Source organism: Cohaesibacter haloalkalitolerans (assembly GCF_003574655.1).
GTDB classification, from domain to species: Bacteria; Pseudomonadota; Alphaproteobacteria; order Rhizobiales; family Cohaesibacteraceae; genus Cohaesibacter; species Cohaesibacter haloalkalitolerans.
This window is the reverse complement of record NZ_QNUM01000008.1, coordinates 155,885-180,192: the sequence shown is the minus strand read 5'-3', so window position 1 is coordinate 180,192 and position 24,308 is coordinate 155,885. Positions and strand designations below refer to the sequence as shown.

Genomic DNA, 24,308 nt, shown 5'->3' with positions numbered 1-24,308 from the left:
TGAAACCGGCCACCATATTCAATGGAACCACAATGAACGAGGCGATTGCCTGTCGGTCACCGGGGTCCAAAAAGCGTGGCTGCGGGCGGGCTAGCCACACAGCCATCAAAATAATTTGCGTCCGTATACCGCAGTGCGTAGAGATATACAAGCCTGTTCCCCATCTTGGGGCGTAAAAAAGCCTATTCGCCTTACGATTTTCTGCATGTCGAGTGCATTTCTCTCACTGGAGCGTCTTTATGGCCGAATCCAATTCTCCCTCCAGGGTCCGTTTTCAACCGCTGTTACGGTTGGCACCCTATGCCTTGAACTATCGGGGGCTGGTTCTGGCGGCGTTCGTCTCGCTGGTCCTTGCCTCGCTGGCGACCCTGTCGCTGCCGATTCTCGTCAGGGGATTCGTTGATCAGGGCATCTCGGGCAACGATGTTGCATCCGTGAACCACTTCACGGGGCTACTCATCGTGGCCGTGGTCCTGTTGGCGCTGATGTCGGCGAGCCGCTACTATTTCGTCATCATCCTGGGGGAGCGCGTGGTCAATGACCTGCGCACGGATGTCTTTGCCAAGCTGACCCTGCTGTCGCCGGAATTCTATGACCGGGTACGCAGCGGCGAGATCGTTTCGCGCCTGACGGCAGATGCCACCCAGATCCGCTCGGCAGTGGGGGCCTCGGCGTCGTTGGCCCTGCGCAACTTCCTGCTGTTCGCCGGGGCCGCGGTGATGATGGTGGTGACCAGTCCGCGCATGTCGCTTCTGGTGCTCGGGGCCATTCCCTTCATCGTGTTGCCGCTGGTCTTTCTGGGACGCTGGGTGCGCCGGAAGCAGCGCTTTGCCCAAGACCGGCTGGCAGACAGCTCGGCCTTTGCGACAGAAGCGATTGGGGCGATGCGGATCCTGCAGGCCTTCACGCAGGAAGAGCGTGCCCGCTCCGTGTTCAGCGGCAGCATCGAGTCCGCTTTCGGCGCCGCGAGGGCCTCGGTGCGGGCCAGAGCCGTGTTGACGGCCTTTGCCTTCTTCGTGATCTTTGCCTCGATCGTCGGTGTGCTGTGGTATGCGGCGCAGGATGTGACGGCCGGGCGGCTCAGCGCCGGGGCTCTCAGCCAGTTCGTGATCTATTCGACCATGGCAGCCGCCGGTCTTGGAGGCATGAGCGAGGTCTGGGGCGAAATTTCGCAAGCCTCCGGTTCTGCCGAACGCCTGTTCGAGCTGCTTGAAGAGCCGGTTTTGGTGAAAAGTGCCGAGCAGGTGTCGCGCCTTGGCAGCGCGACCAGTCTGTCGGTGCAGTTCAGAGATGTGGACTTCCATTATCCGTCCTCCACCCGGAGCCCGGTGCTCACCGCCCTTTCCTTTGCGATCAAGGCTGGCGAGACCGTGGCTATCGTCGGGCCGTCGGGGGCGGGCAAGACGACCGTGTTCCAGCTGCTGATGCGCTTCTATGATCCAGAGAACGGGCAGATCCTGCTCGGCGGGCAACCGGTTGACCTGCTTGCCCTTGCCGAGCTGCGCAAGGCCATTGCACTGGTGCCGCAGGAGCCGGTGATCTTTGCCATGTCAATCGCTGACAATATCGCGATGGGACGGGAAGGGGCGAGCCGGGACGAGGTCATGGCAGCAGCCAAAGCGGCCCATGCTCATGACTTTATCGCAGCGATGTCCGAGGGTTACGACACCATGGTCGGGGAACGCGGCGTGACGCTTTCCGGCGGCCAGCGGCAACGGCTGGCGATTGCCCGGGCCATTCTCAAGGATGCGCCGATTCTGTTGCTTGACGAGGCGACCAGCGCCCTTGATGCCGAGAGCGAGCGCTTTGTGCAGCTGGCGCTGGCCGACCTGATGAAGGGGCGGACGACGATCGTCATCGCCCATCGTCTGGCAACCGTCAAAAAGGCCGACCGGTTGCTGGTGCTGGACAAGGGAGCGCTGGTGGAGCAGGGCAGTCACGAAAGTCTCGTGGCCGAGGGCGGGCTTTATGCGCGGCTGGCCCGGCTACAATTCAGCATGGATGCGCTGGATGATGAGGCCGGGTCCGATGAAGGGTTGCCCCATCCTAGCGCTGGGTGAGCTTGAACTCGATGCGGCGGTTCTTGCGCAGGGCCTCTTCGCTGTCGCCTTCTTCCAGCGGCTGGAATTCGCCGAACCCGGCGGCGACCAGACGCTTGGGCGGCACGCCCTTGGAGATCAGATATTTGACCACCGAAATGGCGCGGGCCGATGACAGCTCCCAGTTGGAAGGGAAGCGGGCGCTGTTGATCGGCCGGTTGTCCGTATGGCCGTCGACGCGCAGCACCCAGTCGATTTCTTCGGGAATGTCCTGAATGAGCTCCATGATGGCGTCTGCCACATGGTCGAGCTCCTGCTCGCCCTCCGCCTTCATGCGATCTTCACCCGATGAGAACAGCACTTCGGACTGGAACACGAAGCGGTCGCCAACCACGCGGATATCGGAGCGCTGCGAGAGGATTTCCCTCAGACGGCCGAAGAAGTCCGAGCGATAGCGAGACAGCTCCTGCACGCGCTGGGCAAGGGCAATGTTGAGGCGCTTGCCGAGGCTGGCAATCTTGGTCTGGCTTTCCTTGTCGCGGGTTTCGGAGGCCTCAAGGGCATCCTCCAGTGCTGCGATCTGGCGGCGCAGAGCGGAGATCTGCTGGTTGAGCAATTCCACCTGCGCGAGGGCTCGCTGGGAAATGGCCTTCTCGCTCTCCAGCTTGCTGGTGAGGCTGGCGATTTGGCCGCCTTGGGTGTCCTGATCGCCTTTCTGGCTTTCGATCTGCAGGGCAAAGCGGTCGCGCGCGGCTTCCGCACTCGACAGGCTCGCCTGCAGGGTCACCAGCGAGCTTTCCATGTCCTGCCCCTTGGCGCGTTCCAGCGCCAGCAGTTCGGTCAGCTCGGCAATTTGGCTGTTGAGCTTGTTGAGGGCCGTGTCCTTGCCCGAGATCTCCTGACTGAGGAAGAACTGGGCCACCATGAAGACTGTGAGCAGAAAGATGAGCACGAGCAACAGGGTTGCCATGGCATCGACAAACCCGGGCCAATAGTCGGCTCTCTGTTCGCTGCGTCGGTTACGGGACAGGCCCATTGTCTTTCCTCACAAATCAAATTGGCATTGAGGGACCGGGAGCCCCTCCGATGAGCTGGCCGATGAGCTGGCCGATGAAGTGGCCCACGAGCTGGTCCTTGAGCCGACGGTCTAGTCTTGTCGGCTCTTGGTGGCAAGGGTCAGGACGCTGTTGAGCTTGACCAGAACCTCCTTGACCTCTTCCTGCTGGGTGGCCTGCTGATCGGCCCATTCGCGCATCAGCTGTTGCTCGGACCTCAGATGCTGCACCAGCCCCTGAATGCCCTCGGCAAGGTTGGCCATGGCGGCTGTGGCGCTGCGGCCGCTGCCGGTCTTGCTGTCGGCGCCTACCTGATCGATCTTGCGCGAGAGCTGGTCAAGAACCGCAACAAGCTGTTCGTTGTCGCCGTTGCCCAGCGCTTCGCCGTAGCTGCTGTCCAGTGCTTCGAAGTTGATGTCGGTCACCGTCGACAGCCAGTCTTCAAGATTGGTGAAGAAGCGGGTTTGAGCCTGACTGGCCTGCAGGTCGAGGAAGCCCAGAACCAGCGAGCCGGAAAGACCGAAAAGGGAGGAAGAAAAGGCCGTGCCCATGCCCTGCAATGGTGCTTCCAGACCCTGCTTGAGGTCTTCAAAGATCACGCCGACATCGCTGGAGGCAACCGAGAGCGAGCTGATGACGTCGCCAACCGAGCTCACGGTCTGCAACAGGCCCCAGAAGGTGCCCAGAAGGCCGAGGAACACCAGAAGGCCGGTGAAATAGCGGGACATGTCGCGGGCTTCGTCGAGGCGCATGCCGACGGATTCCAGAATGGAGCGCATGGTCGAGGTGTTGATCGCCATGCGGCCGACCCGGTCGCCAAGCAGGGTTGCCATGGGCGCCAGCAGGATCGGGGGGCGATCAACCTCAAGGCCGGGGTCGCCGAGGCGGAAATTGTTGACCCATTTGACTTCCCGGAAAAGCCGCACCACCTGCCGCATGGCTAGGAAGATGCCGATCGCCAGCACGAAGAAGATCATGGAGTTCAGGAGCGGGTTGCTCCAGAAGGCCTGCAGGATCTGTCGGTAAAGGATGATGGGAACAAAGGCTGCCGCGCCGATGAAAATGAGCATGCGCCACAAATAGCGTTGTGGGCTTGAAAGCTTGTAAGGATCGAGTTCGCTAGACATCATCCGATTCCGGTTACGCGTAAAGCAAATCAGGGGCTTGAGGATTTGTTAACCACAAGCCCCAGAACTTTGCCCAATTTCGTCCAATAGGAAAAGGGGGCTTGTGGACTATACACGCAATCAGGGGCAGAAAGATGACACTCGCGGGAGGTTATGCCCTGTCCTGTAATTCTCCGGCATCGCCGTTAAGCGGGATTCTGCGCAGGGCTCGGGAGAAGATGTCGAGGGCTTTCGTTTTTTGAATCAGTTGCGCAAGGATGATTCCGGTGACGAGCGCCAGCACGAAAATGTAGCTGGAGAGGTGCCCCAAACCCAGCGCGGGCAGGGAGGCGCCGGGGCAGAAGCCGCCAATACCCCAGCCGATTCCGAAGATGGAAGAGCCGATGACCAGCTTGCGGTCGATCTTGCGGTTGGTCGGCACGTTGAAGTCTGAGGTGAAGACAGGCTTGCGCAGCTTGCGGAAAATGAAGGCGTAACCGGGCACGGCAACGGTCAGAGCCCCAGCCATGACAAAGGCCAGGCTGGGGTCGAAGCTGCCTGCCAGATCGAAGAAATTAAGCACCTTGGCCGGATTGCCCATGCCGGATGTAATGATGCCGAGGCCAAAAATCGCCCCGATCAATCCAACGACGATATAGCGCATGATGGGTGTCCTTATACGATATGGCGGGTCACGAAGACGGTCAGGAAGGCGAAGCTCATGAACATGATCACGGCGACGGCCGACCGGCGCGAAAAGCGGGCAAGGCCGCAGACACCGTGGCCGGATGTGCAGCCGGAGCCGAAGGTCACGCCGATGCCGGTGACGACGCCGCCAACAATGAGTTCCGTGGAGGATATGGGCATCTGGTAGTCAACCTTGGCGATGGCCAGTTGATAGAGGAGGGGAGCGAGTATGGCACCAGCCAGAAAGCTTGCCTTCCAGCGCACGTCGCTGCCGAACGGTGGCAGGATGCCAGCCAGAATGCCGGTCATGCCAGCGATGCGACCCCAGAACAGCATCAACAGAACTGCGGCTAGGCCGATCAGCATGCCGCCAGCATAGGAAACAAGGGGGGTGAATGCGGTCACTTGATGAACTCCACGAAAGGGATGGATGCCCGAACTGGACAGCACCAGACAGGACGGAAGGAGCATACTCTTCTCATACTTTCATATATTCGACTTAAGTCAAATTTGCGAGGGAATTGACAGCTATTTTTTGAATTTCGAATATATGTATATAGAAGGCCGGATTTGGGGGTAAAAATTGCCCCAACTGATGAGCGCAGGAGAATGCTGTTGCGCAGTTTTGCGGCGGGGAACCCGGTCTTTTAGCCCCTTGAAGAGCTGGTTTGCGGCAAAAGCGCTGCGGTGCGACGCGGTGAGCTCAAACAAAAAGGAGATCGCCGGGTGGGCGACCTCCTCAAAACGCTTCAATAAGCCGGTAGGCCTATTTCTTCAGGATCTTTTCCAGACGCATGCGAATCAGCTCGTTGCCTGCGATGACAGAGCCGATTTCCAGCATCTTGTCGCCACCTTCCATATCGGTCACAAAGCCACCGGCTTCACGCACCATCAGAACCCCTGCGGCAATGTCCCAGGCGTTGATGGATTCTTCCCAGAAGCCGTCAAAGCGACCCGATGCCACGTAGGCCATGTCGAGGGCGGCCGAGCCGAGGCGACGGATGCCAGATACTTCGGCCATGACGTTTTCCAGGTGGGCCAGATAAGGCTTGTGCTTGCCGCGACCCAGATGGGGGATGCCGGTGCCGATGACGCAATCATGGATATCATCGCGAGCGGCTACGCGCATGCGGCGGTCGTTGTGGAACGCGCCACGGCCCCGTTCAGCGGTGAAGAGGTCGTCGGTGGCCGGGTTGTAGATCACCCCGGCAATGATGCGGCCTTCATGTTCCAGCGCAATGGAAATGGAGAAAATGGGAATGCCGTGCAGGAAGTTGGTGGTGCCATCCAGCGGGTCGATGATCCAGCGGTGGCTTTTGTCGAGGCCTTCCTCAGCGCCGGATTCTTCCCGCAGGAAGCCGAAGTTCGGACGTGCCCTGCGCAGCTCGTCGGTCAGGGTCTTTTCTGCCTGCAGATCGGCGTTGGTGACAAAATCGCCCGGTCCCTTGCGCGAGACCTGAAGGTTTTCCAATTCACCGAAATCGCGAGCAAGCTTGCGGCCTGCCTTGAGTGCGGCCTGTACCATGACGTTGAGGAGAGCTGAGCGTGCCATTTTCGTTGACGTTCCTAGATAGAGCGGGGCTTGACAAAACGAGCCTTGATATACGGACGGACGCGGACTGCCCCGTATGATCGATGTTGCAAGGGAGCGCCGCAAGGGTAAAACAAGGCGCGTCAACGAAAAAGCCATTCGTCGACGCGCCATGAAACTTGATGAGCCAGACGAACCGGTCGTCCGGGAGCAAAGGGCCTAGTCGGCGCGCTTCACATATTCGATTTCGTTGGTGTCGACGACGATCTTTTCACCGGTAGTGATGAACGGAGGCACCATGCAGCGAACGCCATTTTCAAGCATTGCCGGTTTGTAGGAAGACGACTGGGTCTGGCCCTTGATGGTCGGCTCGGTTTCCGTCACTTCCAGTGTGACCTGATCAGGCAGATCGATGCCGATCGGGCGTTCTTCGTAGAGTTCGACCACAACAGGCATGCCGTCCTGCAGGAACGCAGCGCGCTCGCCGACGAAATCCTTGTTCAGTTCGAGCTGTTCGTAGGATTCAGTATCCATGAAGACAAGGTTCTCGCCTTCTTCATAAAGGAACGTGAAATCCTTCTGCTCCAGACGCACGCGCTCAACGGTTTCCGATGCACGGAAGCGTTCGTTGAGTTTGCGGCCGTCGAGCAGATTCTTCAGCTCAACCTGAGCGAATGCGCCACCCTTGCCGGGTTTCACTGCATTCACCTTGACTGCAGCCCAGATCGTGCCCTGATGTTCGATCACGTTGCCAGGCCGGATTTCGTTACCATTGATTTTCATAACAAGCCATCTTGCTGACAGGACGCGGAACCAAAGGCAGCTGCGATCCTGTAATAATGCCATAGGGTGAAAAGGCCCCGCAGAGGCCAAGCGAACGGTAGCCTTCGGGGCGGGTGCCTTGTAGGACCATATTCAGGGTTCTTTTGCAAGGCTTTTGGCTGATTTTTCGGCGTAAAACTGCCGAAATACCTAAGTTGCCAACCTTTGGACTGCGCGCTGGCAGGAGAAAAAGGAAAAAAACCTACCAGAATGTCCGGCTGCCGAGTTCCTTGATTGCCAGTTGCTTTTCCGCGTCGGGCAGTTCCTTGAAGAATTTTTCAAGCCAGTCGTCTGTCTTGCCTGCCCGTTTGGAGAGCAGATAATATTTGGCGGCATCCACTGGTGCCGGAGGCTCGCCATAGCCACGGGCGAGGATGCGGGCGAGGCGGTTCTGAGCCAGAATGCTGCCCGCATCGGCGGCCTGCTTGATCCAGGCGCGGGCGGCCGCGAAGTCCTGTGCGACGCCCTTGCCCTGAAACAGCATCAGGCCGTATTCCAACTGGGCGTCGAGAAAGCCGTTCTGCGCGGCCTGCTGCATCCAATAGGCTGCCTGATCCACATTCGGGGTCGGGAAATAATCAGACTGATAGAGATTGGCCAGCGTATATTGTGCCTCGGCCACGCCCTGATTGGCAGCCTTGGTCAGCAAGTCCAGCGCCTTGGTGGTATCCTGTTCTACCAGCTGGCCGTGCAGATAGAGAAGGCCCAGATTGAACTGGGCGTTCTTCTGGTTCTGTGCGGCGGCCTTTTCGAACCAGCCGAGCGCCTTCTGCAGGTCCTTGTCGACACCCTGCCCCCGTGCATAGAGCATGCCGAGGCTGAACTGGGCTTCCCGGTCGCCCTGATCTGCGGCGAGAGCAAACCAGTTGGCCGCTTCCTTGAAATCCTGAGGAATGCCGGAGCCGTCCAGATAGAGATTGCCGAGCAGGGTCTGCGAGGGGACATCGCCAAGGCCCGCAAGCTTGGTGGCAAGGGCAAAGGCGGTGAGATAGAAACCGCGCTGATAGGCCGAATAGGCCGACGTCGACTTGAGCACGAAACGCGGCACATCGAATGGATTGGACGGGTCGGTAATGGACGCCGGGGGACTGAGGGTCGGGTCGGTTGTCGCATCCGCATTGTCGTCGGCGGCAGCGTCCGTCTCGGTGTTTTCCGGGCTCGGATTGGAAGAACCGCTTGCAGAGTCTGCTGTCTGCTTCTGGGCCTGCGCCATTGCGGGGGCCGTACCGAGCGGGGCGGCCAGAAGTACGGTCCATGTTACAGCAAGGCAAAGCCCGAGACGCCAGTCTTTGAGCCGATGCCGAAATGGCCTTGCATGCTGCTGCGGGATCGCCACGGGCGTTCTATCGTTGCTTGAAAACATGACCCTGTATTCTGACTTCAGTCTCTGGCATCAATCTTTGGCATTGATTTTCGGGCGTGCCTATGCCCGGTCAATCATGGTTCTCTTGCATGTTCTGGCAAGCAATTCCGGCCATTCTATGGTCGGATTGATGATCCTGCGACAAGAATGCGCGAGGATGCCCTCGCATCACTCGGCGCTTGCTGCGCCTTCTGCCAGAAGCGAGACTGCCTCGCGAATTGCAACCTGAGGGCCAGCTTCATGGTCCCAGATGGCTTCCCTCAGAGCGATGAACTCGATGCCCATTGCGGAAACCTTGGCACACTCGCCAAGATCCATGCCGCCGATGATGACTGCGGGCACTTCGAACAGCGCCGACCACCACTCCGCCATCTCCAGGGACTTCTCGTGAATGGTGTCTGCGGTCGGGGCGTCGAGGCGTCCGAACATGATATAGTCGATGCCACTCTCGCCGATTTCCATGGCTGAATGGCGCTTGTTGCCACCTTCGGCGCCGAGCATGAAGCGGTTCGACAAATCCTCGACGTTGTTCTGGATGTCCGTCAGGTCGCCATCGAGATGCAGGCCGTCGCATTTGGTGCGTCCGGCGACGCGGGAGTCTCCGCGCAGCACAACGGCGATATCGTGCTTCTGGGCCATCGGGGCGATGGTCTGGGCGATTTTCTGCAGCTCGTTATCATTGGCGGTTTCGCAATCGATCAACAGGGCTGCGATTTCGCCTCCATCCATGGCCGCTTGCAATTGGGCCGGGAAAGATTCCAGATCGATGTGCCGCGGGGTGACGAGATAAATCTGGGTTGGCTCCATGATGTGACCTATCGATGATTGGGGGCTTGGTTTGCTTTGCTCTCATATCTCGCAAAAGCGATCCGGTTGCAAGGGCGGGAAACCGGTGGGTAATAAAAAATGCGCCAATCTGCTGATTGGCGCACCTTTTGATGAAGCATGAGGGGACCAGACGGTCCTGCTTTCAGGCCTTGAGGACTTCCACACCCGGAAGAGCCTTGCCTTCCATCCATTCGAGGAATGCACCGCCAGCGGTGGAGATGTAGGAGAAGTCGTCGTAAACGCCAGCATGGTTGAGGGCAGCCACGGTGTCGCCACCACCGGCAACCGAGGTCAGCTTGCCAGCCTTGGTCTTGGCGGCAGCAGCCTTTGCGGCAGCAACGGTTGCTGTGTCGAACGGGGTGATTTCGAAGGCGCCGAGCGGGCCGTTCCAGACAACGGTGTTGGCCTTTTCGATCCAGGCAACAACGGCTTCAACGGATTTCGGTCCAACGTCCAGCATCATGCCGTCGGAAGGAACGCTGTCAACGTCGCAGACTTCGTAAGGCGCGTTGGCTGCGAATTCCTTGGCAACCAGAGCATCGGTCGGCAGAACGATCTCGCAGCCAGCCTTCTCGGCAGCGGCCATGATGCGTTTTGCGGTTTCGGCCAGATCATGCTCGCAAAGGGATTTGCCAACATCCTTGCCCAGAGCGGCCAGGAAGGTGTTTGCCATGCCGCCGCCGATGACCAGACCGTCAACCTTGGTGACAAGGTTTTCGAGAAGGTCGATCTTGGTGGAAACCTTGGCGCCGCCAACAACAGCCAGAACCGGACGGTTCGGGGTGCCCAGTGCGGAATCGAGGGCTTCCAGTTCCTGCTGCATGGTGCGACCGGCAACAGCCGGCATGTGATGGCAGAGGCCTTCGGTGGAAACGTGGGCGCGGTGGGAAACGGAGAATGCGTCAGCAACCAGCAGGTCGCCGTTGGCGCCCAACTGAGCGGCAAATTCCGGATCGTTCTTTTCTTCGCCCTTGTAGAAACGGGTGTTTTCCAGCACCAGAACGTCACCGTTTGCCATGTTGTCGATGGCAGCCTTGGCAACATGGCCGATGCAGTCTTCAGCGAAGCCAACCGGCATGTTGAGGGCCTTGGAAAGCGCCGGAACAACCTGCTTGAGGCTCATGGCCGGGTTCTTTTCGCCCTTGGGGCGGCCGAAGTGCGCGAGGATAATAACCTTGCCGCCCTTTTCGGAAATTTCGGAAAGGGTTGGCACGATGCGATCGATACGGGTGGTATCAGTGACTTCGCCGTCTTTCATCGGAACGTTGAGGTCAACGCGAACGAGTACGCGTTTGCCGCTTACATCAACGTCATCAAGGGTTTTGAAATTTGCCATTGGATGATCCTACAGTCTGGCCGACATCTGTCTGCCGGTTGTGTGTCTGTTCAAAGCCGTCCTGTCTCATCGGGAGAGTCTGGCTTCAGGTCGGATTCTCGACCTCATGCGGCCCGTCGGAGCGTTGCCGGTTGCCGGGGCAGGGCATCGCGTCTCATCCGGGGTCATGAAGTAGAAAAGGCGCTGTTCCCGGAGCAAAACCCGCTTGTCCGGTTTTGTCTCAAAAACAGCGCCTTTGAAGACTTGGCACCCCGCCGGAGTGGTCCGGCAGGGCAGGCCGTCATCATTACTTGATGAGTTTAGCCATGGCGACTGCAGTGTCGCCCATACGGTTGGAGAAGCCCCATTCGTTGTCGTACCAGCTCAGGATACGAACCATGCGGCCGTCCATGACTTTGGTCTGATCCATGTGGAAGACGGAAGAGTGGCTGTCATGGTTGAAGTCAGAGGAAACGTTCGGCAGATCGGTGTAGCCGAGAACGCCTTTGAGCTCGCCGTCTGCTGCTTCGCGGATTGCTGCGTTGATTTCAGCAACAGTGGTGTCTTTCTGAGCGATGAACACCAGGTCGACAACAGATACGTTCGGGGTCGGTACGCGGATTGCAACGCCGTCCAGCTTGCCAGCCAGTTCAGGCAGAACCAGACCAACAGCTTTTGCAGCACCGGTAGAGGTCGGGATCATGGACAGAGCTGCTGCGCGAGCGCGATACAGGTCTTTGTGCATGGTATCGAGGGTAGGCTGGTCACCAGTGTAGGAGTGAATGGTGGTCATGAAGCCTTTTTCGATGCCAACAGCCTTGTTCAGGGCATAAGCAACCGGAGACAGGCAGTTGGTGGTGCAGGAAGCGTTGGAAACAACCAGGTCGTCTGCAGTCAGGGTGTTGTGGTTGACGCCGTAAACGATGGTTTTGTCAGCGCCGTCAGCAGGAGCGGAAACCAGAACGCGTTTTGCACCAGCGGTCAGGTGCATGGAAGCTTTTTCCTTGGCGGTGAAGATACCGGTGCATTCCATAGCAACGTCGATACCCAGTTCGCCCCAAGGCAGTTCTTCAGGGTTGCGGATGGCGGTTACCTTGATCGGGCCACGGCCCACGTCAATGGTGTCGCCGTCAACGGTAACGGTGCCAGGGAATTTGCCATGGACAGAGTCGAAGCGGACCAGGTGAGCATTGGTTTCTACAGGGCCCAGGTCGTTGATTGCAACAACTTCGATGTCGGTACGGCCGGATTCGATGATAGCACGAAGCACGTTACGGCCAATACGACCGAAACCATTGATCGCCACTTTTACAGTCATGACTTTCTCCTGATTTAGCCGGCACTTCATTCTGTCGGGCCGGTCTTGCACTTAGATCAAATTGTTGAACGCGTGATATTAGAGGGTTTACGTCCGCGCCTTGATCGATCTCATTTTAGGTAGACAATATACTTTTGTCGTATGACAATTCAACATCGCTGCCAAGCAAATTGGCAGAAAAAATCGGATTTTCCCTGCCAATTGCAAATGCACGATAAGTGTTTACGCCTATTTTAGGCGTTCGACAACCTTTGCGACAACATTGGCCGAAGTGATGCCGAATTTTTCATAGAGCTCCTGATATGGGCCTGAAGCGCCGAAGCCGTTCATGCCGATGAAGATGCCGTCAGAGCCGATGAAGCGATCCCAGCCCATGCGCAGGGCGGCTTCGATACCGACATTGACCTTGGCTTCACCCAGGATCTCTTTCTTATACTCTTCCGATTGCGCTTCGAAAAGCTCAAAGCACGGAACCGATACAACGCGGGCCAGAATGTCCTGTTCAGCCAGGGCGTCCTTGGCGGCCATTGCAATTTCGACTTCCGAGCCTGATGCGAAGATCGAAACATCGGCATCGCCGTCACAGTCGGAGAGCAGGTAGGCGCCGCGGGCACAGAGGTTTTCTTCCGAATACTCGATGCGATACGGGGTGAGATTCTGGCGCGTAAGCGCCATGGAGCTCGGGTTGCTCTTCGACAAGATGGCGATTTCCCAGCACTCTGCGGTTTCCATCGCGTCAGCCGGGCGGAAGACCAGCATGTTCGGGATGGCGCGCAGGGAGGCGAGGGTTTCAACCGGCTGATGGGTCGGGCCATCTTCGCCAAGGCCGATGGAATCGTGAGTCAGAACGTAGATGACCCGCTGTTCCATGAGGGCGGAAAGGCGCATGGCGCCGCGCATGTAGTCGGCAAAGACGAGGAAGGTACCGCCGTAAGGAATGACACCACCGTGCAGGGCCATGCCGTTCATTGCGGACGCCATGCAGTGTTCACGGATGCCCCAGTTCATGTAACGGCCGGAGAAGTCGTCCGGCGTGACAGAAACGGTTGACGGGGTCTTGGTGTTGTTGGACCCGGTCAGGTCGGCAGAACCGCCAATGGTTTCCGGCACAACTTCGGTGATGACGTTGAGCGCCATTTCGGAAGCCTTGCGGGTTGCCACTTTCTTGGGGTCTGCTGCCAGAGACTTCTTGTATTCGGCCATGGCATCTTCGAAGCCAGCTGGCAGATCGCCGCGCATGCGGCGTTCGAACTCGGCGCGCAGTTCCGGATCGGCAGCTTCAAGGCGCTTCTGCCATTCCTTGTGGGCCTGAGCGGCGTTGAGACCGGCAATGCGCCATGCATCACGGATGTCGGCAGGGATTTCGAACGGAGCGCTGTCCCAGCCAAGCGCTTCACGGGTGGCTGCTATTTCTTCAGCACCGAGCGGAGCGCCATGCACCTTGTTGGTGCCAGCCTTGTTCGGGGCGCCGAAGCCGATGACCGTCTTGCAGGCGATCATGGTCGGCTTGTCGCTCTTCTCTGCTGCCTCGAGGGCGGCTGCAATGGCGGCCTGGTCGTGGCCGTCAACACTCATGGTGTTCCAGTTGCAGGCCTTGAAGCGGGCGTGCTGATCGGTGGAATCGGAGACGCTGACATTGCCGTCGATGGTGATGTTGTTGTCGTCCCAGAGCAGGGTCAACTTGTTGAGCTTGAGGTGACCTGCCAGAGCGATGGCTTCCTGCGAGATGCCTTCCATGAGGCAGCCGTCGCCAGCCAGTACATAGGTGCGATGGTCAACCAGATCGTCGCCGAATTTGGCAGCCAGCAGCTTTTCGGTGATCGCCATGCCGACGGCATTGGCAATGCCCTGACCCAACGGGCCGGTTGTTGTTTCGATGCCGGCGGCATGACCATATTCGGGATGGCCGGCGGTCTTGGCGCCCAGCTGGCGGAAGTTTGCCAGATCCTCGATGGACATGTCCTCGTATCCCAGCAGATGCAGCAGGGAATAGAGCAGCATCGAGCCGTGGCCACCAGACATCACGAAGCGGTCGCGGTCAGCCCATTTCGGGCTGGTCGGGTCGAATCGCATGAATTTGGTGAAAAGTACGGTAGCAACGTCCGCAGCACCCATTGGAAGGCCGGGGTGTCCGGAGTTTGCTTTCTCAACGGCGTCCATTGAAAGAAAGCGGATCGCATGCGCCATGCGGGTCTGTTTATCCATGTTGTTCATGAACTCTGCTTCTGGATGTTGTCCTATGCCATCGACCTGGAAATTGTCTGAAACTGCCCATTGTCGGTTTTAACATTTGAACGCAATCTGGTTAGACAGGAACTGCCTTGCCACTTAGCAAGCCCGGCAGACAGAGGCGTTTTATAAACGCCCTGACATTTATCATCAGGGCTCACAGAGTCAATCCGCCCGAATGGGGCAAATACCCAAAACAGCAGAATCTGCATGATATACGGGCCAAGTTTCATTCCCTGTGGACTTGATCTGTTGACGAACAGGTGCCATTGACGAAGTTCGATTATGTCTCCTAGATTTGGCAGGAATGAAGAATCTTGCGTGATTCAGCGTTCTGATTCTGTCAGCTCATGCATATTTCGTGTTGAAATTTGTCCCTCGGCCTGTTTGTGTGGCCTGCTTGCGCCAGCGATTTTGGTGAGGACGCGCGGCATTTGTGGCACAAGGCCCTTGGGAAAAGCGGAAATCCGGGTATTTCTTGACCAGATTTGACACAGTTCGGTCCAAGTGATGGATCAATGACAGATACTGCCGTTGCATGATGTCTGAGCAGGCCGGGCCGATATGCCGCGCAGAATGGAAATGAAAAGCCGTCTCTTGTGAGATTTGGGGGTTAAATGAGTGATAAGACGCGGGTAGAGATGGCATTGACCAGACTTGATGCGGCGATTGTGGGGCTTTCGCAGTCGATCGACAAGCGGCAGACCAGGGACCTGTCGGTCAAGGCCATGCAGGATGACCTGCAGCGCATGACCCGGGAACGCTCGGATCTGACAGGGTCGCTGGAAAAGGAAAAGGCTCGTGCAGAGAAGCTGGAAGGGGCCAATGAAGAAGTGTCCCGTCGACTGGGCGCTGCAATGGAATCGGTCCGGGCTGTTCTGGACCGGCATGGTGGGTGACAGAATGGGTCAGCCACCGGATTGGCTGGAGTAACACATGGTTCAAGTCAGTGTCAGCATCAATGGACGTGCTTACCGAATGGCCTGCGAGGATGGTCAGGAGGAGCATCTGCTGGCGTTGGCCCGGCGATTTGACGGCATGATTGCCCAGCTCAAGGAAAATTTCGGTGAAATCGGCGACCAGCGGCTGACGGTGATGGCCGGGATCATGGCCATGGATCTTCTGGCGGAGGCCGACGGCAGGGTGAAGCATCTCAATGAAGAGATTTCCGCCCTGCGCGATGCCCGCTCTGCGGTGCTGGAAAAGTCCGAAGGGGATCAGGAGGCGCTGGCCTCGCGGATCGACAAGGCCGCCGAAGAGCTGGAGCGCCTGTCGAAAGTGCTGCTTGAGAGTTGATCTTCAAGAATCGGGCTGGAAATCTCGTTGCTGATCCTTTATATATGGAAAGCTTGCTGCACTTCGCGTTAGATGCAACTTTTCCTCGGGGCCTTAAAGATCCGAATGGGAGCTGGCGCTGATCTGGACCGTGGTCCGTTTCAACTGGCACCCCCCTGTATTACAGGTGTCCCAGGATCTGAAAAGCATCGACGGTCGTTGCGGCTTTCTGTTTGGGAGCGGCGGTCCTTTTCTGGATCTGCCGCTCTTTTACAATTGGCTGGTATCGATCAATGGACGACGTCGCAACACGAACGCTCAAGCAGGAAACAAGGCGCAGCATGCGCGCCCTCAGAAATGCCCTGCCACCTCAGGAGCACGCGGCGGCCAGCGCCGCCATCTGCGACAATCTTCTGCAATTCATGGACTGGAAAGCCCTGCCTGACGGGGCCTGCATCGGTATGTTCTGGCCGGTCAAATCGGAGGTTGACATCACGGCACTCTCCGAGCCCCTGCGGGCGCGTGGCTATCGCCTCGCCTTGCCGGTGACCGTTGGGGCGACCGGCATGATCTTTCGGGTCTGGAACAGGGATGCCGATCTGGTCGATGCCGGATTTGGCACCGTGGGGCCAAAAGCCGACGCAAAAGAGGTTCTTCCTGACTGTCTGTTGATGCCACTGCTGGCCTTTGATTCCCAGTGCAATCGGCTCGGCTATGGTGCCGGTCATTATGACCGCTATATTTCCGAACGCATCATCCTGAACTCCCGCCCCTATCTGGTCGGACTGGCTTTTGCCCTGCAACAACTGGACAAGATACCGGTTGGAGAGTATGACCTTCCGCTAGACGCCATTTTCACGGAAAGAGAAATAATTGTTCCGGCCTGACCACGCGGTTGTGCCGGTTAGATTGAGCGGGAATTCATGCGACTGCTGTTTGTTGGGGATATTGTAGGACGGTCCGGGCGGGCCATCGTCGAAGAAAAATTGCCGGGTCTGATCGAGAAATACCGTCTCGATTTTGTCGTGATCAATGGCGAGAATGCCGCTGGCGGCTTCGGAATTACAGAGACTATCGTACAGGATCTCATTGATGCTGGTGCGGACGTGATCACCACGGGCAATCATGTCTGGGATCAGCGTGATGCCATGGTCTATTGTGAGCGCCAGCCCGCTTTTCTGCGCCCTATCAACTTTCCATCCGGCGTCCCCGGCAAGGGGGCCAATCTCTATCATGCCCGCAACGGTGCATCCGTTCTGGTGATGAATGCCATGGGGCGGGTCTATATGGATGCGCTCGATTGCCCGTTCCATGCGGTGGAGAGAGAGCTGGACGCCTGCCCATTGGGCGATTTCGCCGATGCGATCATTCTCGACTTCCACGCTGAAGCGACCTCGGAGAAGCAGGCCATGGGCTATTTCCTGGATGGTCGGGTCAGCATGGTGGTGGGCACCCACACCCATACGCCAACCGCGGATCACCGCATCCTACCAGCCGGTACAGCCTATCTGTCCGACGCGGGGATGTGCGGCGATTATGACTCCGTGCTGGGCATGGACAAGGAAGAACCGGTACAACGGTTTCTGCGCAAAGTGTCCTCCTCGCGCTTTACGCCAGCGCTTGGCGAGGCCACGCTTTGCGGTTTCGCGGTCGATACCGATGATCGCACCGGGCTTGCGATTGCTGCCGAACCGGTCCGGATCGGTGGCCAATTGTCCCAGCATATCCCGACTTTCTGGGAAAATCGCTGAAATTGATGCAACTAATCGACGTCCGCTCAACAGGTCTCTTGATCTTTGTCGCCTGTTTGTGGCATGACCGGCTGCAAATATTGCGTGGGACGCGCGACGACCAAAATACAGACGGATTGTAGGATATGGCAGGCCATTCAAAATTCAAGAACATCATGTATCGCAAAGGTGCACAGGATGCGAAGCGATCAAAGCTGTTCTCCAAACTTTCCAAGGAAATCACAGTTGCCGCAAAAATGGGTGGCTCTGATGCGGATTCCAACGCTCGTCTGCGTCTGGCCATTCAGAACGCCCGTGGCCAGTCCATGCCGAAGGACAATATCGATCGCGCCATCAAGAAGGCTGAAGCCGGTGATGAAGGCAACTTTGATGAAGTCCGGTATGAAGGTTATGGCCCGGGCGGCACTGCCGTCGTGGTCGAGGCTCTGACCGACAACCGCAACCGCACCGCTTCCAACGTGCGCGCAGCCTTCACCAAGAACGGCGGTTCACTGGGCGAAACCGGCTCTGTCGCCTTCATGTTCGACCGCGTGGGCGAACTGGTCTATCCGGCTGATGCTGGTGAGGCCGACGATGTTCTGGAAGCTGCAATCGAGGCTGGTGCCGACGATGTGGTCAGCGATGAAGACTCGCACACCATCTACACCACCTTCGAAGACATGATCGAAGTTGGCAAGGCGCTGGAAGACGCTCTTGGCAAGGAGCCTGAATCCCAGAAAGCCATCTGGAAGCCGCAGAACGAGATTGATGTCGACGCCGAAAAGGCAGAAAAGATCCTGAAGCTCATCAACGCTCTGGAAGATGATGACGACGTTCAGAACGTCTATTCCAACTTCACCATGAGCGATGAAGTAGCCGCTTCCCTCGAAGGATAATCTTTTGAGGTTTTGAAGACAGTTAAGACCCCGCATGGTTGCCATGCGGGGTTTTTCATTGGCAGGTGCCGCTGGTTCACTGGTTGATCGAGGCTGTCAGGATCTTGATGCTGGCAAAGCCGAACAGCATGGCAAACAGTCCGTCGAGTGTCCGGCGCATCTTGCGATAGCCGGCAACGATCGGCTTGCTGGCGAACAGCACCGCATAGAGATGGCAGATCGCAGCGCTCTGCAGGCCGAGCGCCAGCACGACCGTAGCGAGATCAGCAATGGATGCGTCACGGGGCAGGCCGAGTGCGTAGATCGAGCCGATGAACAGGATGGCTTTCGGGTTGGACAGGTGAATGGCCAATCCCTTGAAATAGGTCTTGCGCAGGGTGAGGCGCTGCTGGGCACTGGCGGCCGGGGCATCCTTGCCTCTTCTGAGAGCCGAACGGGCCGACTTCAGCGCCAGATAAAGAAGGTAGGCCGCGCCGCAATAGCGCAGGATCTCGAACAGCCAGGCGTTGGTGGCCATCACGCCGCCCATGCCGAGGGCTGCGGCGAGCGACCAGAACAGCGAGCCGGAGGTTACGCCAGAGGCCAATGCAAGGCCATGTCTGCGGCCGTTGGCCATCGACGTGCTGGCGATGGCGAGGGTCGCCGGTCCGGGGCTGGCCATGGCAACGAGGGCGGCGCCCATGATGAGAGGCAGGTTGATGTCAGTCATCGGGGAATGGATCCTGAAGTGGTGCCGGTAGATTGGGCGTTGGCGGGAGGGTATCTTCTCATGGATGACGAATTTGTCAAATCCTGTTTGAACCCTTAGTTTGTTCTGGTATTGTTCATATTTCTTCGGTAAGGAAGAAGGCATGATAGAGCATCCTACAAGAATCGTCGGGTTTGACCCGGGCCTGCGCAAGACCGGCTGGGGCGCGATCGATGTGATCAGCAATCGGCTGATTTTCGTCGGGTCGGGCCTGATCACGTCTGACGGCACAAAGGATCTGGCGTCCCGTCTGCTGGAGCTGCACAATGGCGTCATGGGTGTGTTGCAACGCTATGAGCCACAGGAAGTGGCGGTGGAACAGACCTTCGTCAACAAGGACGCGACGGCGACCCTGAAGCTGGGCCATGCCCGCGCGGTTTCGCTGCTGGCGCCGGCGCAGCTTGGGCTGCCGGTTTCCGAATATGCGCCGAACGCGGTCAAGAAGACGGTGGTTGGTGTGGGGCACGCGGACAAGAAGCAGGTTCAGGTGATGGTCAAGATGCTGCTGCCCAAGGCGACCTTCGATAGCGAAGACGCTGCCGATGCGCTTGCCATTGCCATTTGCCATGCCCATCAGCGTGGCCACAAGGCCTACAAGATTGCTTAGTTGAAGATAAGGACGCTGGCCGATGATCGGGAAGCTCAAGGGGTTGATTGATGAATATGCCGATGGCTATGTCATCGTGGATGTCGGTGGTGTCGGTTACGAGGTCTATTGTTCGAACCAGACCTTGCAATCCCTGCCTTCGGTCGGCGAGGCGGCGACTGTGCTCATCGAGACCCATGTGCGGGAAGACCAGATCAAGCTGTTCGGCTTTGCCTCCTCGCTTGAGCGCGACTGGTTCCGGCTGCTGACGACCGTTCAGGGCGTTGGCCAGAAGGTGGCTCTGGCAATCCTTTCTACCCTCAAGATTTCCGAATTGACTTCTGCCATTGCCCTGCAGGACAAGGCGATGGTCGCCCGTACGCCCGGCGTTGGCCCCAAGGTTGCCCAGCGCATTGTCTCGGAGCTGAAGGACAAGACACCGAGCCTTGCCGCAACCGACAAGGCGGTGGCCAACCTGCAGGCCGAGATCGACGCGGTCGGCGCGCCCAAGGCCATGGCCGAGGCGGTATCCGCCCTTACCAACCTTGGCTATGCTCAGGTGCAGGCCAGCGCTGCGGTGGCCACCGTGATCAAACGCGAAGGCGACGGGCTCGGGACGGCGGCGCTCATTCGTCATGCGCTCAAGGAGCTTAGCCAATGATTGGGGATGAAGACCGGCTTGTTTCCGCGGCCATTCGCGAAGAGGATACGGATCGGGCGCTGAGGCCTCAGATGCTGGACGATTTCGTCGGGCAAGCGCAGGCACGCGCCAATCTGGCGATTTTCATCGAGGCGGCGCGAACGCGCAAGGAAGCGCTGGACCATGTGTTGTTTGTCGGCCCTCCGGGGCTTGGCAAGACCACACTGGCGCAGATCGTTTCCCGTGAGCTGGGGGTGAATTTCAAGTCCACTTCGGGGCCAGTGATTGCCAAGGCTGGCGATCTGGCGGCGCTGCTGACCAATCTGGAAGAGAATGACGTCCTGTTCATCGACGAGATCCACCGTCTCAATCCGGCGGTAGAGGAAATTCTCTATCCGGCGATGGAGGATTTCCAGCTCGACCTGATCATCGGCGAAGGCCCGGCGGCGCGCTCGGTGAAGATCGATCTGGCAAAATTCACCCTTGTCGCGGCGACGACACGGCTTGGGCTGCTGACCACGCCATTGCGTGACCGCTTCGGGATTCCGGTGCGGCTCAATTTTTATACTGTGGACGAACTGGAGTATATTGTCACACGTGGGGCCCGCCTGATGGGGGTTTCGATCACCCGTGACGGGGCCGTCGAGATTGCCCGCCGCTCGCGCGGTACCCCCCGCATTGCTGGCAGACTTCTGCGCCGGGTGCGCGATGTGGCCATCGTTCAGGCCGGGGGCGAAATCAGCCGCGAATTGGCCGACCGGGCGCTGCGGATGCTCGAAGTTGACAACGAGGGGCTCGACGCCCTAGACAGACGGTACCTGACCTTGATCGCAACCTCCTTTGGTGGCGGACCGGTTGGAGTAGAGACCATAGCCGCTGCGCTCTCGGAACCACGGGACGCAATTGAAGAAATTATAGAGCCTTACCTGATCCAGCAGGGTTTCATCCAGCGCACCCCGCGCGGACGCCTGCTGGCACCCAAGGCTTTTGCCCATCTTGGGTTGGCTGTGCCTCGGAAAGACACTCCTCCACAAATGGGCCTGTTTGCTGAAGGAATTGATGATGCCTGAGCATCGCAATGAAGGCGACTGGCCAGATCTTGCCGGTCGCCTGACAGACTACGGACACCAGCAGATGATCCGGGTCTATTACGAAGACACTGACTTTTCCGGTATCGTCTATCACGCCTCCTACCTGCGCTTCATTGAGCGGGGCCGGTCGGACTATATCCGGCTGCTTGGCGTCGAGCACAGCATGCTGGACAGTGGCGACGATGGCGAGCGTCTGGCGCTGGCCGTGCGCCACATGGATATCAACTTTCTCCGTTCCGCTCACATTGACGATATTCTCAAGGTGGAGACCCGTGTCAACACCATCAAGGGCGCGCGGATGATCCTCGATCAGCAGATCCTGCGCGGTGAGGAGGTCCTGTTCACCGCCTGTGTTACGGTTGTCGCCATCAACCGCGATGGCAAGCCGCGCCGTCTGCCTGACAAAATGCGCAATATTTTGGCTCCATGAGTGCGAAATTGTTGCAACAGGGCTTTTCCTTTCGGCTCTGTTCACTTTACTTAAACTTTCATTAACCATAATCGTGCCTTGTCAAAGAGTGCGTTCTTTGTGTTTGCACGCCTTTGCCGACCCTAGTTTTGACAAAATCTGCTGACAAATGCTGTCGCTAAGAGTCAATCCGGGGGCCGGCTGGTTGTGTCTGTTTGAAATGGTCCACGGCAAGGACGGCAGCAGATTTCCTGCCGGATATGCTCAAGGCCCCAGTTTTTATGCATTGGTTCGTTTGCAGTCCTCCCGCTGCAGTTAGGACCGTGCGCTAGAAAGGACTAAGTTTCATGCCCAATGAGGTTGTGCAAACAGCCCTGGCCAGTGCCACCGCCGATGTTTCGCTGTGGACCCTGTTCATGCAGGCTCACATCGTGGTCAAGATCGTGATGATTGGCCTCTTGTCTGCGTCGGTCTGGTCGTGGGCGATCATCATCGACAAGAGCCTGCTCTACACGCGCACCAAGCGCCAGATGGACCGGTTTGAGAAGGTGTTCTGGTCTGGTCAGTCCCTTGAGGATCTCTATCAGACACTGTCTGGGCGCCCCAATCACGCCATGGCCGCCCTGTTTGTTGCGGCGATGCGCGAGTGGAAGCGCAGCTTTGAGGGCCATGCCCGCTCGGTTGCCGGTCTGCCGGGGCGTCTTGAGAAGGTGCTGGATGTGACACTTTCACGGGAAGTGGATCGTCTGGAAAAGCGCCTGCTGTTTCTGGCGACCGTCGGTTCTGCCGCTCCCTTCGTCGGCCTGTTCGGTACGGTCTGGGGCATCATGAGTTCGTTTCAGGGCATCGCAGCCTCCAAGAATACGTCTCTGGCCGTTGTGGCACCCGGCATTGCCGAGGCTCTGTTTGCCACGGCGATCGGCCTTGTTGCGGCCATTCCGGCCGTTATCGCCTATAACAAGCTGGCCTCGATTGCTTCCCAGCATGCAATGCGCCTTGAAGGCTTTGCCGATGAGTTCTCTGCGATCCTGTCGCGTCTGATGGACGAAAGGGGCTAGTCTATGGGTATGGGCTCAATGGGAACACCGGGCGGCTCGCGCAGACGTGGTGCGCGCAGGGCCATCCGTCACCGGCCGGTGGCTGAAATCAACGTGACGCCAATGGTCGACGTCATGCTGGTGCTGCTCATCATTTTCATGGTGTCGGCTCCGATGATGACAGTTGGTGTGCCGCTTGATCTGCCCGAGAGTGCGGCCAATCCGCTGTCGAGCCAGACACAGCCTCTGACCCTTTCCATTCGCAAGGACGGCAGCGTCTATCTGCAGGACCAGCCGGTCGAGTTCGACAAACTCGTCGAAACGCTGCTTGGTGTCGCCAAGAATGGCTACGAGGAACGCATTTTCGTACGCGGGGACAAGGATGCTGATTATGGTTCCATCATGCGTGTGATGGGAGCGATGAATCGCGCCGGTTTCAAGAAGATCGGGCTGGTTAGCACCGAGGAGCTTCGTTAACCTTGAAGAATGTCGGACTTGTTGCGTCGAGTGTTGGGCATGTTGCGGTGTTGGCGTGGGCTCTGATCAGCCTGCCGTCGCCGGGTGCCCATGACGTGAGCGATCTCGAGATCCTGCCGATTGAGCTGGTGTCCGTGTCGGATGTGACCGATGTGGTCAAGGGCCAGTCGACGGCCAAGGTCCAGAAGAAGGTGCAGGAAGCAACCCGCAAGGCGCCGCAGCCGGAAGAGAAAAAGCCCGAGCCAGCGCCAAAGGTTGCTCCGAAGCCCAAACAGGCAGAGCCGCAAAAGCAGGCCGAGCCCGAGCAGCCCAAGGCAAAACCGGAGCCAGCACCGAAAGTGGAACCGGCACCGAAGCCTGAGCCGTCACCCAAACCGGAACCTGCTGCCAAACCCGAGCCAGCGCCAAAACCGGAACCGACCCCGAAAGTGGAGCCTGAGAAAAAGGTCGAGCCGCAGCCCGAACCGACGCCGAAGGCAGAGGAAAAGCCGCAGTCCGAGCCAACGCCGGAAGAGCCAAAGGAAGCGGCTCCGAAGCCGGTGGCGGCGTTGCCCAAGATCAAGCCGAAGGCGCCGCCAAAGCCCCAGAAGCCAGCGGAAGAAAAGCGCAAGTTTGACGTCGATTCTCTGAAGGCTCTGGCCAACCAGGCCGATAGTGCCCAGCCGACACAGAGTGGCGAGCAGGATCAGGACGCTTCCTTCGGTTCCAGAAATGGCAGGGAAGCGGCTGCCATGACCCAGAGCGAGCTTGATGCCCTTAGGGCCCAGATTGCGCAATGCTGGTCACCTCCGGTTGGTGCCGCGGATGCGTCACAATTGGCTGTAAAGATAGAGTTCGGCCTTGATCAGCAGGGCAATGTGAACTGGGGGCCGCAGCCGATCGAGTATCCGGCAAACCAGTTCGGCGTTGCCGCTGTTGAAAGCGCCATGCGTGCTGTGCGTCGATGTGCGCCTTACACGCTGCCTGCAGACAAATATGATGCATGGCGTCGTGTCCGGATCAATTTTGATCCAAGTGACATGTTCTAGGACCCATTTGCCGGGAAGACGCAAGCCTTTCCGGCCCAAAGACTATCAGGATGTTCATTCATCAGACAGGCCGTCAGCGGTCTGGACAGGACAGGACA

General features: G+C 58.3%; 26 protein-coding genes and 1 other RNA gene. 15 read left to right on the top strand and 12 right to left on the bottom strand.

Features of this window, described 5'->3' with window-relative positions; genetic code table 11:
• Positions 1-239 precede the first annotated feature (239 nt).
• Positions 240-2,060, top strand: a complete 1,821-nt coding sequence (locus tag DSL70_RS18940; RefSeq protein ID WP_119309535.1) for an ABC transporter transmembrane domain-containing protein — start codon at positions 240-242, stop codon at positions 2,058-2,060.
• Here DSL70_RS18940 and DSL70_RS18935 read toward each other — a convergent pair.
• The 5 genes from DSL70_RS18935 to DSL70_RS18910 all read right to left on the bottom strand — a co-directional run bounded on the left by DSL70_RS18935 (position 2,047) and on the right by DSL70_RS18910 (position 6,439).
• Positions 2,047-3,075 (bottom strand): peptidoglycan -binding protein, encoded by a 1,029-nt coding sequence (locus DSL70_RS18935; protein WP_119309534.1) that lies wholly within the window; start codon positions 3,073-3,075, stop codon positions 2,047-2,049. The genes DSL70_RS18940 and DSL70_RS18935 overlap by 14 nt on opposite strands.
• Positions 3,076-3,186: 111 nt before the next feature.
• Positions 3,187-4,221 carry a flagellar motor protein MotA gene (locus DSL70_RS18930; RefSeq protein WP_119309593.1) on the bottom strand — a complete coding sequence of 345 codons (1,035 nt, stop codon included), beginning with the start codon at positions 4,219-4,221 and terminating at the stop codon, positions 3,187-3,189.
• Positions 4,222-4,372: 151 nt separating this feature from the next.
• Positions 4,373-4,864 carry a DUF6691 family protein gene (locus tag DSL70_RS18925; protein ID WP_245418282.1) on the bottom strand — a complete coding sequence of 164 codons (492 nt, stop codon included), beginning with the start codon at positions 4,862-4,864 and terminating at the stop codon, positions 4,373-4,375.
• 11 nt (positions 4,865-4,875) lie between these two features.
• Positions 4,876-5,358, bottom strand: coding sequence for a YeeE/YedE family protein (locus DSL70_RS18920; protein ID WP_245418281.1), 483 nt, complete (start codon positions 5,356-5,358; stop codon positions 4,876-4,878).
• Positions 5,359-5,653: 295 nt separating this feature from the next.
• A complete protein-coding gene (locus DSL70_RS18910; protein ID WP_119309532.1) occupies positions 5,654-6,439 on the bottom strand; it encodes an inositol monophosphatase family protein in 786 nt (261 codons plus the stop codon).
• Between the two features lie 76 nt (positions 6,440-6,515).
• Between DSL70_RS18910 and DSL70_RS22780 the strand changes: the two genes are divergently transcribed.
• Positions 6,516-6,641, top strand: coding sequence for a hypothetical protein (locus DSL70_RS22780; RefSeq protein WP_280955361.1), 126 nt, complete (start codon positions 6,516-6,518; stop codon positions 6,639-6,641).
• Here the strand turns inward: DSL70_RS22780 and efp are convergent.
• The 6 genes from efp to tkt form a co-directional block, all read right to left on the bottom strand.
• Positions 6,638-7,201: an elongation factor P gene (gene efp / locus DSL70_RS18905; protein ID WP_119309531.1), complete on the bottom strand. Its 564-nt coding sequence runs from the start codon at positions 7,199-7,201 to the stop codon at positions 6,638-6,640. The genes DSL70_RS22780 and efp overlap by 4 nt on opposite strands.
• A gap of 241 nt (positions 7,202-7,442) precedes the next feature.
• Positions 7,443-8,603 carry a tetratricopeptide repeat protein gene (locus DSL70_RS18900; RefSeq protein WP_119309530.1) on the bottom strand — a complete coding sequence of 387 codons (1,161 nt, stop codon included), beginning with the start codon at positions 8,601-8,603 and terminating at the stop codon, positions 7,443-7,445.
• Positions 8,604-8,771: 168 nt separating this feature from the next.
• The gene (locus DSL70_RS18895) at positions 8,772-9,410 is read right to left on the bottom strand and encodes a thiamine phosphate synthase (RefSeq protein WP_119309529.1); all 639 of its coding nucleotides are present in this window, start codon (positions 9,408-9,410) and stop codon (positions 8,772-8,774) included.
• A 163-nt stretch (positions 9,411-9,573) separates the two neighbouring features.
• Positions 9,574-10,767: a phosphoglycerate kinase gene (locus DSL70_RS18890; RefSeq protein ID WP_119309528.1), complete on the bottom strand. Its 1,194-nt coding sequence runs from the start codon at positions 10,765-10,767 to the stop codon at positions 9,574-9,576.
• Between the two features lie 286 nt (positions 10,768-11,053).
• A complete protein-coding gene (gene gap / locus DSL70_RS18885) occupies positions 11,054-12,064 on the bottom strand; it encodes a type I glyceraldehyde-3-phosphate dehydrogenase (protein ID WP_119309527.1) in 1,011 nt (336 codons plus the stop codon).
• A gap of 228 nt (positions 12,065-12,292) precedes the next feature.
• The gene (tkt, locus tag DSL70_RS18880; RefSeq protein ID WP_119309526.1) at positions 12,293-14,278 is read right to left on the bottom strand and encodes a transketolase; all 1,986 of its coding nucleotides are present in this window, start codon (positions 14,276-14,278) and stop codon (positions 12,293-12,295) included.
• A 632-nt stretch (positions 14,279-14,910) separates the two neighbouring features.
• On the opposite strand from tkt, the gene DSL70_RS18875 reads away from it, so the two are divergent.
• The 6 genes from DSL70_RS18875 (at position 14,911) to DSL70_RS18850 (ending at position 18,194) form a co-directional block, all read left to right on the top strand.
• Positions 14,911-15,192, top strand: coding sequence for a DUF4164 family protein (locus tag DSL70_RS18875; protein WP_119309525.1), 282 nt, complete (start codon positions 14,911-14,913; stop codon positions 15,190-15,192).
• Positions 15,193-15,229: 37 nt separating this feature from the next.
• Entirely contained in the window at positions 15,230-15,589 is a 360-nt protein-coding gene (locus DSL70_RS18870; RefSeq protein ID WP_119309524.1) for a cell division protein ZapA, read from the top strand.
• A gap of 50 nt (positions 15,590-15,639) precedes the next feature.
• Positions 15,640-15,800, top strand: a non-coding RNA gene (gene ssrS, locus DSL70_RS18865) — 6S RNA.
• 61 nt (positions 15,801-15,861) lie between these two features.
• On the top strand, positions 15,862-16,455 hold the full coding sequence (locus DSL70_RS18860; RefSeq protein WP_119309523.1) for a 5-formyltetrahydrofolate cyclo-ligase: 594 nt from the start codon (positions 15,862-15,864) through the stop codon (positions 16,453-16,455).
• A 36-nt stretch (positions 16,456-16,491) separates the two neighbouring features.
• On the top strand, positions 16,492-17,319 hold the full coding sequence (locus DSL70_RS18855; RefSeq protein WP_119309522.1) for a TIGR00282 family metallophosphoesterase: 828 nt from the start codon (positions 16,492-16,494) through the stop codon (positions 17,317-17,319).
• A gap of 125 nt (positions 17,320-17,444) precedes the next feature.
• The gene (locus DSL70_RS18850) at positions 17,445-18,194 is read left to right on the top strand and encodes a YebC/PmpR family DNA-binding transcriptional regulator (RefSeq protein WP_119309521.1); all 750 of its coding nucleotides are present in this window, start codon (positions 17,445-17,447) and stop codon (positions 18,192-18,194) included.
• A gap of 76 nt (positions 18,195-18,270) precedes the next feature.
• Here the strand turns inward: DSL70_RS18850 and DSL70_RS18845 are convergent, their stop codons facing one another.
• Positions 18,271-18,903, bottom strand: a complete 633-nt coding sequence (locus DSL70_RS18845) for a LysE family translocator (RefSeq protein ID WP_119309520.1) — start codon at positions 18,901-18,903, stop codon at positions 18,271-18,273.
• Positions 18,904-19,048: 145 nt separating this feature from the next.
• Between DSL70_RS18845 and ruvC the strand changes: the two genes are divergently transcribed.
• From ruvC to DSL70_RS18810, 7 genes are all read left to right on the top strand, one after another.
• On the top strand, positions 19,049-19,549 hold the full coding sequence (ruvC, locus tag DSL70_RS18840; protein WP_119309591.1) for a crossover junction endodeoxyribonuclease RuvC: 501 nt from the start codon (positions 19,049-19,051) through the stop codon (positions 19,547-19,549).
• 22 nt (positions 19,550-19,571) lie between these two features.
• Positions 19,572-20,189 carry a Holliday junction branch migration protein RuvA gene (gene ruvA / locus DSL70_RS18835; protein WP_119309519.1) on the top strand — a complete coding sequence of 206 codons (618 nt, stop codon included), beginning with the start codon at positions 19,572-19,574 and terminating at the stop codon, positions 20,187-20,189.
• Positions 20,186-21,238, top strand: coding sequence for a Holliday junction branch migration DNA helicase RuvB (gene ruvB / locus DSL70_RS18830; RefSeq protein ID WP_119309518.1), 1,053 nt, complete (start codon positions 20,186-20,188; stop codon positions 21,236-21,238). The genes ruvA and ruvB overlap by 4 nt, the downstream gene beginning before the upstream one ends.
• On the top strand, positions 21,231-21,689 hold the full coding sequence (gene ybgC, locus DSL70_RS18825) for a tol-pal system-associated acyl-CoA thioesterase (protein WP_119309590.1): 459 nt from the start codon (positions 21,231-21,233) through the stop codon (positions 21,687-21,689). Before ruvB ends, ybgC begins: the two co-directional genes overlap by 8 nt.
• A gap of 326 nt (positions 21,690-22,015) precedes the next feature.
• Positions 22,016-22,726 (top strand): protein TolQ, encoded by a 711-nt coding sequence (tolQ, locus tag DSL70_RS18820; RefSeq protein ID WP_119309517.1) that lies wholly within the window; start codon positions 22,016-22,018, stop codon positions 22,724-22,726.
• Positions 22,727-22,729: 3 nt separating this feature from the next.
• Positions 22,730-23,182 carry a protein TolR gene (gene tolR / locus DSL70_RS18815; RefSeq protein ID WP_119309516.1) on the top strand — a complete coding sequence of 151 codons (453 nt, stop codon included), beginning with the start codon at positions 22,730-22,732 and terminating at the stop codon, positions 23,180-23,182.
• A 2-nt stretch (positions 23,183-23,184) separates the two neighbouring features.
• Positions 23,185-24,210 (top strand): cell envelope biogenesis protein TolA, encoded by a 1,026-nt coding sequence (locus DSL70_RS18810; RefSeq protein ID WP_119309515.1) that lies wholly within the window; start codon positions 23,185-23,187, stop codon positions 24,208-24,210.
• The last annotated feature ends 98 nt before the right edge of the window (positions 24,211-24,308 follow it).